At 67.4% G+C, this 10614-nt stretch carries 8 protein-coding genes and 4 pseudogenes; 4 read left to right on the forward strand and 8 right to left on the reverse strand.

The genetic code is table 11. The features are described 5' to 3' along the window. A pseudogene (locus GTW43_RS09095) lies at positions 1-359 on the forward strand (hypothetical protein); the annotation flags it as partial. Between the two features lie 242 nt (positions 360-601). On the opposite strand, the gene GTW43_RS09100 reads toward GTW43_RS09095, so the two are convergent. Beyond that, on the reverse strand, positions 602-913 hold the full coding sequence (locus tag GTW43_RS09100; RefSeq protein ID WP_161301113.1) for an immunity 53 family protein: 312 nt from the start codon (positions 911-913) through the stop codon (positions 602-604). A 72-nt stretch (positions 914-985) separates the two neighbouring features. On the opposite strand from GTW43_RS09100, the pseudogene GTW43_RS38605 reads away from it, so the two are divergent. Next, a pseudogene (locus GTW43_RS38605) lies at positions 986-1162 on the forward strand (IS630 family transposase); the annotation flags it as partial. A 545-nt stretch (positions 1163-1707) separates the two neighbouring features. Here the strand turns inward: GTW43_RS38605 and GTW43_RS37910 are convergent. The 4 genes and pseudogenes from GTW43_RS37910 to GTW43_RS09120 all read right to left on the reverse strand — a co-directional run. Continuing rightward, a pseudogene (locus GTW43_RS37910) lies at positions 1708-2249 on the reverse strand (transposase); the annotation flags it as partial. A 116-nt stretch (positions 2250-2365) separates the two neighbouring features. Then, positions 2366-3262, reverse strand: coding sequence for an aminoglycoside phosphotransferase family protein (locus GTW43_RS09110; protein WP_161301114.1), 897 nt, complete (start codon positions 3260-3262; stop codon positions 2366-2368). Between the two features lie 484 nt (positions 3263-3746). Further along, positions 3747-4307: a nitroreductase family protein gene (locus GTW43_RS09115; protein ID WP_161301115.1), complete on the reverse strand. Its 561-nt coding sequence runs from the start codon at positions 4305-4307 to the stop codon at positions 3747-3749. Positions 4308-4457: 150 nt separating this feature from the next. Next, a complete protein-coding gene (locus GTW43_RS09120; protein ID WP_161301116.1) occupies positions 4458-5150 on the reverse strand; it encodes an isochorismatase family cysteine hydrolase in 693 nt (230 codons plus the stop codon). A gap of 54 nt (positions 5151-5204) precedes the next feature. On the opposite strand from GTW43_RS09120, the gene GTW43_RS09125 reads away from it, so the two are divergent. Further along, positions 5205-5717 (forward strand): PadR family transcriptional regulator, encoded by a 513-nt coding sequence (locus GTW43_RS09125; protein WP_161301117.1) that lies wholly within the window; start codon positions 5205-5207, stop codon positions 5715-5717. 12 nt (positions 5718-5729) lie between these two features. Here GTW43_RS09125 and GTW43_RS37915 read toward each other — a convergent pair. Both GTW43_RS37915 and GTW43_RS09130 read right to left on the reverse strand, forming a co-directional pair. Beyond that, positions 5730-5896 (reverse strand): annotated as a pseudogene (locus tag GTW43_RS37915) (IS5/IS1182 family transposase); the annotation flags it as partial. 138 nt (positions 5897-6034) lie between these two features. Next, a complete protein-coding gene (locus GTW43_RS09130) occupies positions 6035-7504 on the reverse strand; it encodes an alpha/beta fold hydrolase (protein WP_161301118.1) in 1470 nt (489 codons plus the stop codon). 558 nt (positions 7505-8062) lie between these two features. Between GTW43_RS09130 and GTW43_RS38465 the strand changes: the two genes are divergently transcribed. After that, complete coding sequence (locus GTW43_RS38465; RefSeq protein ID WP_161301119.1) at positions 8063-9295, forward strand: hypothetical protein; 1233 nt, start codon at positions 8063-8065, stop codon at positions 9293-9295. Between the two features lie 164 nt (positions 9296-9459). Here GTW43_RS38465 and GTW43_RS09140 read toward each other — a convergent pair whose 3' ends face one another. Beyond that, positions 9460-10149 (reverse strand): VCBS repeat-containing protein, encoded by a 690-nt coding sequence (locus GTW43_RS09140; RefSeq protein WP_161301120.1) that lies wholly within the window; start codon positions 10147-10149, stop codon positions 9460-9462. Between the last annotated feature and the right edge of the window lie 465 nt (positions 10150-10614).

Raw genomic sequence — 10614 nt, forward strand, 5'->3', positions numbered from 1 at the left:
TGCGGGCACCGGCCCGGTATGTGACCTACACGATCGAACGGTGGGCCGACGAGCGGGCCGTCGCCGCGACCGGCGACCGTACCCGGGTCGCGCGCGCCGTCGGCAAGGCGGCGCTCGCCGCCCGACCCGCCGCCGGCCGGCCGCTCGGCGCCGCACTCGGCATCCTGGGCCTCGCCCGGCTCACCGGACGCACCGGCGCCGGTCCGGTCCCGCGGCGGGTCGCCGCACTGCTCGCGCCGCCGCTCGGCCGTCACCCCCTGCTGGCCGCCGCCACCACGGCCCTGCTCGCTGTCGCAGCACTGTCGTCCGCCGAGGCGGCGCGCGACCTGCACCGGCTGCTCGAGTCCGTCGGCATCTAGGGCGTGTCTCGAAAGTGGCGTCGTTCGCCCGCAGGGCGGGCCTCGCGGGGTCTGGTGCGTGCGATCGCAAGGCGCCGGAATGGTCTCGTAGCGGATCCACTAGGGCATTTCGGCAACGCCGCGAGCGTGCGTGCCAGCCCCCGCGAGGCAGACGGCACTTGCGAAACACGCCCCAGTGCCCTGACCGCACAGGTTCACCGGGTAGGGGCGCCTGCGGCAGCAGGAATCGAGCCGGGACTGTGCTACTGCGGGGTGTTCTCCATCGCCCACCTGCGGAAGAGGGTGAGTGCCTCAGTGAGGTTGCCTGGTCCGCATGCAGCGTGGAAGGCCATGTCCGAGGTCCAGGCCAAGACCCAGTTGTTCTTGCTGCGTCTGAGGTCTTGGCGGAGGAAGTCGTGCGCTTCGAGGTCGGTGTCCTCCAGGTCGATGCGGACTGACCAGCCAGGGTTGTCGAGCGTGTCGATCTTGACTCCCCACTCATGCTCCCAGTCCTCGTTGCACTGTGCGGAGTACCAACTCTGCAGCCAGTCCAAGACGTTCTCGACTTCGTTCATGGCACGGGATGCTAAGTCAGTCGCGAGTCCAGGACTGGACGTGGTTGGTTTCAACGTGCCCTGGGAGTCGCGATGGCCGAGCCGGCACGCGTGCGAGGACTGACCGATCAGGAGGGACAACGCCTTCAGCGCCTTCAGCAGATCGTCCGGCGGGGCAGCACCAACGTGGTTCGCTCCCGACGCGCGACGATGCGGCTCGCCTCCTCGTGCGGGAACCGGGTCCTGGTGATCGCCCAACTTGTCCAGGCCGCTCGTCACCGTCTTCGAGGGCCTGGGATACGTCCGTGCGCGCAACGGGTGTCGGGCCAAGCGTCCCCGCACCCGGCTCACGTCGGCCAGCGAAGGCCACGCTGCACTCGAGGAGCATCTCAGCGCGCTGCAGGCGCTCATTGACACAAGCGCGGAGCAGGGCCGGCCACACGATTCCGAGTAACTGTCAATAGTTGCGGATCAGCGGGTCAGATGGCTGCGTGGGCCAATGCTTCGAGCTCTGCGATGGAAGTCAGGGTGGCGTTGAGCGCGCCGTCCGATGCTGGGGCGGTGACCAGGACGACGGTCTGGAATGCGGCGTGTTCCGACGCATAGAGATCGTCTTCCTCGTCGTCTCCAGGGATTGCGTTGGGCTGGATCTCGATGTCGGCGCCCCTTGCCTCGGCCTTGAGGTATTCGCCTCGGAAGTAGCTGTCGTGGTCGGCGAAGGTCAGGTCGAGGAGTGGGGCGATCAGCCCGGCCAGCTCCTCGGCCGTGTGGGTCCTGGTCCCTTAGGTGTCGCAAATGGTCATCGTGAGGCCACCCTAGGCCGCGAGGATCTCGGGGCGTTCGATGAGGCGGCCGCGTACGAAGCGGGCTCCGGCGCGGACGAGGGCGACGAGGTGGGGTGCGTTCACAGCTCGCCAGCAGGCCCGGGCGGACTCGACGAGCTTGAAGACCATCGCGAAGGCGGCAGCTCGGCGGCCGCGTGTTGCTTGTCCTCGGAGGTGCAGATGCCCTGGAGGTCCTTCTTCGCCGCCTACTGGGCCGACTTCGGGAGGCAGTCGAGGCAGTTGGCCGTCTTGTGAACCCAGCACCTTTGGTGGCCGGCTTCGGGGAGCACCGCGCTCATTGCGTTCCCGTGGAGGGCGCGTTCGCTGAACGCCCTGTGGTCGGCCTGCCACTGGGCGGTCAGCCGGGTGACGGTGGCCGAGGACAGGGCGGCCGAGGACCCGAGGAACTGCTCGACCGTGGGTATGAAGTCGCCCGACGACAGGCCGTGCAGGTAGAGCAGCGGCAGCACCTCGCCGATCTTCAGTGACTTGCGGCACCACGGCAGCAGGATCGCCGACGCGAAGCGCTACCGGCTCGATCAGAGCCACATTCGCGGGCAGCACCCCGTCCAGAGACCTTGGCATCCCACCCCGCGTGGTGAGCGATGAACACACGAGGGGTTGGCTCCTGCATGCCCGAGGACGAGCGTCAAACGCCCTTCAGCACACGATCAAGTGCCGCCCGCCCCACCGGTCCCCAGTGCGGCTTGCCGCCGGGCAGGCCTCGATCTCCGTTCTGCCCCATGAGCATCAGGAAGAGGCTCTTCAGGGCGGCCAGCCCGCGGGCGCGCTGAATCGCCGCCTCGTCTGCCTGCGCGTACATCTCGAAGAAGCGTGAGGCCGTGCCCGCCGGCAACAGCACCCATGCGGCGGCGAGGTCCCACGCTGGGTCGCCGGCGAACAAGTCGCCGAAGTCGATGATGCCCGAGAGCGTTCCGTCCGTGACAACGACGTTCGCGGGATGGAGGTCGCCGTGCACCCACACCCGCGGCCCCTCCCACGCGCGGGCCGCAACGGCGTCTTCCCAGACGGCCCGGACATCGGCAGCAACGTCGTCATGGGCAACGGCCTGGAAGAAGTTCTCGAAGCCGTCCGAGCAGTCCCTGGGATGGCCACCGCGATCCGTAGCGATCGGCGCCTCGGCGGGCGCCTTCACATGGAGTGCCCGCAGGAAGCCCGCCAGCGTGTCGGCCGCGTCGTCGCCGCGGCTGATGGAGCCATGGTCCAGTGGCTCGCCGGGCACCCAGCTCATCACGGTCCAGTGCTTGGGGAAGCGCTCGGACGGTTCGCCGAACCGCACCGGGGTCGGCACCGGGAGCGGCAGGCGCGGGGCCAGCACAGGGAGCCAACGCCGCTCCTTGAGCTGGAACTCCGGGGTGGGGTCCACCCGCTGCATACGCACGGCCAGTTCGTCCCCGAGGCGCCACATCTGGTTGCCCCAGCCGCCCGCCACCTCACGGATGGTCAGCCCTGCGAGGTCTGGGTGCTGCTCCTGCAGCAGGTCGCGGACCAGGTCTGCGGTGATCTCGATCTCGGCGTCGGTCATGCGAAGTCACCGTACCAAGGTGGCAGGCGGAGCGGGCTCTCGCTCTCGCTCTCCGGAGCATCCCCCTGTGGTCGCCCCTCGGGCATCGCCGATTCGGATTCAGAGAGCTCGTGGCAACGGCTGCGGCCGTTCCAGCCTATGGGTACCGGTCGGTGCGGGCCGTGGCAGGACCAGCGTCAGGCTGTCGACAGCATCCTGTTCCATGGATTCCACCATCGTGCGCGCGCACAAGAACACCGCCGGCGCCCGCAGCGCCCCGCCGCCCGCATCAGAACAGGGGGCGCCGCGGCAGGCCAACGGGACGAAAGGGTGTGGCAGAACCTGCGCGGCCACCTGGTGGAGGTGGCGGACCGGGTGAGTGAGCACCTGGGCCGCCCGCGCGGCCGCCAACGCAGGGCGCCGCTGCCAGGAACCAACCGTGTGCGTCGGTGGAGGGACCAGGCGCTCGCGGTGCGGATCAGTGTCGCGGCCTTGAGTGAGGCGCCTACTCCGTCGGCGACCAGGGAGCAGAGCGCAAGTGTGCGACGCTCCGCCGGTCACGAAGCTCTGAGGGGCTGTCAGCTGCCTTACCCATCGCGACCATGGAGACGATCGACCAACCCGGGTTCGGGTCCAGCTCCTTGGTGAGACCCTCCAGGTCGAACGCCCGGAACTGGTGCGCGGCGAGTCCCATGGCCTGGGCCTGAACAGTCATGTGAGCGACAGCCTGGCCGAGGTCGTAGTCCGCGAACTCGGAGTACATCTGTTGGGTGTCATCGACGTATCGGCGCGTCAGCGTGACGACGAGCAGGCTCGCATCCGTGGCCCAGCGGGCCGAGCTCGGTGCAAGGTGAGGGAGCACCCGATCATGGTCCGGCTCGCCGGGCCTCGCAATGAAGAAGCCCCACGGCTGGGAGTTCCCTGCCGACGGTGTCCACCGCGCGGCCTCCAGCAGCAGTTCCAGGGCCTGGTCGTCGACCAGAGCCGACGGATCGAAGCGATGGGGGCTGAAACGCCCGGCAAGCAGTGGGTGTATGCCGCTGGGCGGCTCCTGAGGGTGGTGCATGCTTCGCTGCAACCGGCGACCGTGAGCGCATATTCCGGCCGGTGCAGGCACAGACAACGGCCATGCCGGATGACCTGCCGGGACGAAGATCAATGTGGGGAATCGATCGCACACATTGATCACGTGTCGAAACGGCACCCTAGTGCCGCGTCAGACAACGTTCGCGTGTGCGTCGTCCCGTGGGGCTCGGGTGGCTGCCGCCAGCTGGTCGGCGATCTCTTCGGCGGTCAGCACGAGTGCGAAGCCCTTGCGGAGGACCGCGAGTTCGGGTTCCTGTCGGGACTCGTCGTCGGTGGCCGTGACGTCGGATCCGAAGACGACCTGGTAGCCACGTTCGTACGCCTGGCGAGCGGTGGTGCCGCAGCAGTAGTTCGTGAGCGTGCCCGTGACGATGACCGTGTCGCGGTCGAGGTTGCGCAACATCGTGTCGAGTGGGGTGTCGTAGAACGCCCCATAAGAGGGCTTGCGGATCAGGGCCTCATCGGAACGGCGTCCCATCGGGGCCCACACTTCGGCAGGGCGGCCGGGCCGGTGCCACCCGGTGTCGTCATGCGGGAGGAACCGGAGGGAGTGCGGCCGGTCCAGTCCGAGATGCGTGTTGTCGAAGATGGTCCAGATCACCGGGATCGAGGCGTCCCGGCACTCTTCGACCAGTCGCCGCAGCCGGGGCGCCATGCGAGTTGCCGCCGGCACCCAGTAGGGACTCCAGCCGGGCCGAACGAACTCGTCCTGCATGTCGATCACCAGCAGCGCCGCCCGTTCAGGACGTATCTCGAACGATGCCCGGCCATGCTCGTAGGCGTTGCGTGCCCGTGCGGTCACCCACTCCTCGGTGTAAGCCATCCCCGCCCCTATCTCGATTCGAGGTACCTCGCTTCGATGTGTGAGAGTAGCAGCATGCTCGAACTCGCAATCCTGGGATTCCTGGCCGAAGGGCCGCTGCACGGCTATCAACTGCGCCAGCACATAGCGCACTTGTCCGGTCACGTCCGACCGGTCAGCGACGGCAGCCTCTACCCGGCAATCAACCGACTCGTCAACGCCGGGCTGCTGGACCGCAAGGCCGAGCCGGGCGCCTCTGCTGCCCAGCGGCACACGCTGAGCCTGACCGCCGCCGGACGCACCGAGCTCTTGCGTCGGCTGCGACACGCCGACGGCCTGGACATCAGTGACAGCACCCGGTACTTCACGATCCTGGCGTTTCTCTCCCAGCTCCCCGACCTTGCCGATCAGCACAGAGTGCTGCGTCGGCGACTGGAATTCCTGGAACAGCCTGCGAGCTTCTTCCACGATGGTGACCGCCCACTGGGCGCCGACGACACCGACGACCCCTACCGTCGCGGGATGCTCACCATCGCCCGCGCCACCAGCCGCGCGGAACGTTCCTGGCTCCAGGAGGCGTTGGCCTGAGACGGTGTCCCATGTGGCTAGCCAAGCGAGTCGCTTGTAGCAGCACGGTGCGGCGGCACGTCCGCGCGTCGCCAGGCATTTCCGTCGGCGTTCGTATCGGTGGTTGAGTCGGCGGTAGCCGGTCAGCCAGGACGTGTTCATGCGACGACCCATCGACTGCGCCCTGTCCGTTCGCTGGACCCGTCTCTCGTGCGGGCCAAGGCTTCTTGTGCGCTACGGGCGACCCGAAGGCCCCGCACAGGACCCTGCTCGCTGCTCGCTGCTCGCTACTCGCTACTCGCTACTCGCGACCAGCCGACAACACTGGCCAGTGCGGCTCACTTGGCGTTCGCTCGGCTCATGTAGGCAATCGCTCGCCGCCGGATCTCCGGATTCTCCAGTGCATTGCCGTGGCCGATGCCGTGGGTGACCACGTGGAGTGTCTTGGCACCAAACTGCCGGGCCACGGCGTCTGCCCACGCCATTGGTGTTGCAGGATCGAGCGTGTTGCTGATGAGCATGACGGGATGAGCGCTGCGAGAGGTGGCGGGGGTGTCAGAGCCGGGGGCCGGAGCTGCGGCCCCGACGCACAACGCGGTATACGCGGTGGCGTTGGTGGAGTAGCCGATGGAGGGGGCAGCCTTCTCCGTGGTGACCAAGTCGTCGTGGGCGTCCTGTGCGCTTTTCACTCCCAGGTTGAAGCTGGAGCAGACGATGGGGTCCGCGTAGGGGAACCGCTGCGGGAGCTCGTCATCTGCTGAGGGATCTGCGCCGTCCTGAGTCGGATTCTGACCCCGGGACAGGTCGTTCAGGCCCTTGGCCGCCTGGGCGAATTGATTGTTTCCGCTGGCGGTCTGCACGTACTGGGTCACGGCTGCCGGGGACCATGGCCGGCCGAACATGCTGCCCGGGATCCTGCCGGCAGCCGCGTTCTTCTGGGCCCGCTTGAGTACGTTGGCGACGTTCGTCCCGTGCAGGGCGCAGGACGTGTCTGTGGTGCACCAGCGGAGGAACCTGTCGTGGACGGCTTCGCTGCTGGCCGCGGCTGTGGTGATGAACGCACGGCGGGTGAGGGCCGGGTTCATCACGCCTTCCAGGAGCGATCCGTTGACATGCTCTCCGAACAGTCCCAGGTACCGCTCAGCAGTCAGGGTGCCCCACGAGAGGGCATAAAGGTTGATCTTCTTCATCCCCAGAGCGATGCGGAGTGTTTCAGCATCTTTGGCGTCACTGAAGGCGTCCAGATGACTCTTGAGCTCTCCCGGGTCGGTGGAGCATTTCGCCCAGAGGATCTTCTGATTCGCTTGCAGGGCACTGAACTCGTCCCTCTTGACCGGTGGGACAAGGGGCGTCTTGAGGACGTTCGAGGTGGGACACGTCAGCTGCCCGCTGCTGCCGGTTCCGCGAGGATCCAGTGCTACCAGATCGTAGTCCGGAAACATGTCACGCAGTGCTCCGAAGCCCATGTCACCGCGCTCGCCGGGACCTGGTGGAAAATTGAGGATCGTTCCTTTGCTCTTCGTCCGGCCCTCGGCCGTCCACCGGTAGATCCGAAGGTCGACTTTTCGAGAGTTGCTTTTCGCCCAGTCGACCGGCACAGCCAGACGGCCGCAGGTGACTCCCCCGGCGATGTCTTTCTCGCTGCATTCCTCCCAGCGGATCTCCTGCCGCCCGACCCGGGCGACGTCCGACCGGTGGTTCGCCAACAGCGTTCCGGATTGTGCGTTACGGCCAGGTTCCCCACAGCTCGCAAGCCCAAGACAACTCCCTGCGAGCGTGAGCGTCAACACCATGAAGCGACGGAACACGGCCAATCTCTCCGTTCAAATATCTCGAGCCAAGAAACCTGCTGCCGACGGCCTGACAGGTGGCGTACCCATGCAGGTGCACAGTGTTACTCGTATTGTTGTTCATGCGTGCCCGCCACACGCCGTTCTCCTTGTCTCGGTACCTGAAGACGACCGCACCGCATTTCTCAGCCCCATCAGAGATCCGCAGAGATCCGCAGAGATCCGTGAATACCCGGCACCGATCACCTCGGTTCAGTCGGGACACCCGGGACTCGCATCGGCCCGTTCAGGTCGGGGCGACCTCAGCCCTGACCGGACTCATCAAGCCGTCTGCCACGGACTGTCAGTGCGGTCCAACGTCGACACCCTCGCGAGGACCTGCTCGCGACGGCACAACTTGCTCACCAGCTGCTCCACCATCAGCTCACGGCACCAACACCCTGACCCGCAACACCAGGTCGTCGATGATCCGATATCGGCCGCCGACTTGGAGACGCATAAGGCCCTGACGTGGCACGATCTAAAGTCGGCGTATTATCTGACGATCCGTTAGCTCATATGCCTAGCATCCCACCCATGAAGAGAGCCACAGCCACCAGAGCAGCAGCGATCGGGCTGCTTGCAGGTCTCACAGCCACCAATGTCGCGATTGCCGACGCTTATGCGGCCAGCGCACCCGGAAAGGTCGTGTCCCGCATCGGGCAGAACGCCCGCTCCAAGGCGACCACCGCGTCAACCGTCACCGGTTTTTACCGCAGCGGTGCCCGGGTGCAGCTTGAATGCAAAGCCACAGGGCAGAACGTCAACGGCAACAGCACGTGGTACAAGACCCCGAAGGGCTGGCTCAGCGCCCGCTACACAAAGAACCTCGCACCGGTAGCGGCCTGCTCCAACAATAGCGGTGGCAAGGTCGGTCCCCCCGGGCCTCCCGGACCTCCTGGGCCCAAGGGAGACAAGGGCGACCAGGGACCCAAGGGTGACGCCGGACCCAAGGGGCCCCAGGGCGAACAAGGGGAAGCGGGACCGCAGGGGCCCGCGGGCGAGCCCGGGAAGGCCGGCCCGGAGGGGCCCGCAGGCCCCAAGGGGGACAAGGGAGACAAGGGGGACAAGGGGGACAAGGGTGAACCTGGCAAGGACGGCACCAGCACCAATGGCGTCAAGGGCGACAAGGGCGAGCCTGGAAAGAGCGGTCCCCAGGGCCCCAAGGGAGACCCTGGCGTAGCCGGTCCTCAGGGCGACGCCGGCAAGGCTGGGCCAGCCGGGCCGAAAGGCGACAAGGGCGAGAAGGGCGAGCCCGGTAAGGACGGGACGAGCACCAACGGCGTGAAGGGCGACAAGGGAGACAAGGGAGAGCCCGGCGCCGCCGGCCCCAAGGGAGACACCGGAGCCACAGGCCCGGCAGGACCCAAGGGTGACAAGGGGGACGCGGGCGCCACCGGGCCCCAGGGTCCGAAGGGCGACGCCGGAACGGCGGGCGCCAAGGGAGACACCGGCAACGCCGGGCCTGCCGGGCCTGCCGGGCCCAAGGGTGACAAGGGAGAGAAGGGTGACGCGGCACAGGTCGACGTCATCGACGTGTCCGGCCAGGAAGGCGGAGCGGTCCCCGGGACACGACTCGTGCTCACCGCACAGTGCCCCGAGAACTCCAAGGTCGTAGACCGCTACATCGAAGGATCCGGAGGCAATGACAACGTCTCCTGGACATCCAAGAACATCGGCGACAACACCGTCGAGTTCTCCGTGACCAACAGCGGCCCCAACGCGCACGCCGTGCGCGCACACGTCACCTGCCTCGTGCCGGTCAACTAGAGACCGCCGAAAGACGAGCCCCCGGCGAGATGGCCGGGGGCCTTCGTCATGCAATGGGCTTGCTGCAGCCCAGAGTTACTCCGCCTCAGTTCACTGGGTGACCACGACGTCTCCGTGACCCGCGGTCGGTCGGCTGAGCGCAGGAGAGGCGCGTCGGGCGGCGGTCAGCTGCTGCACGTGCCGAGGTCGGCCCAGCCCGGCTTGTACCGCTCGGGCCAGTGCGGCAGGTCGTAGGCGTTGTCACCGTTCCGGCCGGCGTCCGCGTCACGTCCGTGGAACACGGTGGGAAAGCGGGCGACCTGACCGTCGCCCTGCGTCTGGAAGACCGACAGTTCGGCCGTGCCGTCATGGTCCGTGTCCGAGGCCCGTAGCCTGTAGACGAACAGATTCCCGGCCAGCTTGATCGAGCTGACTTCCTCGCCCTTCAGGTCCTGACCGAGCGGCCCCCACACCACCTCATGGACCTTCTGGGCATCGCCTGCCGGGTCATCGACCGCGTCCGGGGTGCCGGCCGCGACTGCCATGTCGAGGTGGCCGTCGCCGTCGAAGTCCCCGAACGTCACAGCACTCTGCAAGCCCTTCGGAGCCCGCACGGCACCGGGCTTGACCGTCGGGCCGTCGTGGAACGCGACGGTGGTGCGGCTGCTGTCGCGCCCGGGGTCGGTGACCGTGTCCGTGCGGCCGTCGCCGTCGACATCAGCACGCAGAACGGTTCCGCCGTCTGTCGCGCACGGGCGCTCGGCGGCCGCGCCTGCCGTGTCGTCGGAGGAACCACCGCCGCAACCCGCCAGCAGCACCGCCGACGCGAACGCCGCCAGGGCCGCGGACGTACGCAGGGTCCGAGACTGATCCATGAGTGCTCTGCTTTCGTCGTGGTCGCATCATCCCTATCAGTCGGCACCACCTGCCCGTGCGCTGGGTGGCCGCACCGCGGGCGGAGGCTGTGATGCCGGAGCCCATGAAACGCAGAATGGTATACAAAGGGGCCGCGGGCAGGGCAGATCGGCGGCCGCCATGCCCTACCACCGCCCCCGAAGGGCAGTTGCAGGCACCCCAGTCGCGCACGGCACCCCGAGTGCGGGCGGCTGACGCAGCAGCGCGCGCCGGGTATACCAAATAGGGAATCTGATTTCCGGCAATCAGGTATCTACCTGGGCGAAGCACGCAAGGGGCCTCTTGAACTGGCTCGTCGTTGCCTTCAATAATGCGCCGCGCAGGCATCCTCTGGCGCTGCGGCGCCGTCGTCGGCTTCACCCATGCACGGCTCGCACCCGGACGGGTGCGTGAGACGCGTGCGGTGGGGCGACTTGGCTCTCTGA

Source organism: Streptomyces sp. SID5785 (assembly GCF_009870065.1).
Taxonomy (GTDB): domain Bacteria; phylum Actinomycetota; class Actinomycetes; order Streptomycetales; family Streptomycetaceae; genus Streptomyces.

Bases quoted from the DNA above. Each gene is read 5' to 3' on its own strand.
- GTW43_RS38465 (WP_161301119.1), top strand. From the start codon at position 8,063: ATGAAGAGAGCCACAGCCACCAGAGCAGCAGCGATCGGGCTGCTTGCA.
- GTW43_RS09110 (WP_161301114.1), bottom strand. From the start codon at position 3,262: ATGACCGACGCCGAGATCGAGATCACCGCAGACCTGGTCCGCGACCTG.
- GTW43_RS09115 (WP_161301115.1), bottom strand. From the start codon at position 4,307: ATGCACCACCCTCAGGAGCCGCCCAGCGGCATACACCCACTGCTTGCC.
- GTW43_RS09125 (WP_161301117.1), top strand. From the start codon at position 5,205: ATGCTCGAACTCGCAATCCTGGGATTCCTGGCCGAAGGGCCGCTGCAC.
- GTW43_RS09140 (WP_161301120.1), bottom strand. From the start codon at position 10,149: ATGGATCAGTCTCGGACCCTGCGTACGTCCGCGGCCCTGGCGGCGTTC.
- GTW43_RS09100 (WP_161301113.1), bottom strand. From the start codon at position 913: ATGAACGAAGTCGAGAACGTCTTGGACTGGCTGCAGAGTTGGTACTCC.
- GTW43_RS09120 (WP_161301116.1), bottom strand. From the start codon at position 5,150: ATGGCTTACACCGAGGAGTGGGTGACCGCACGGGCACGCAACGCCTAC.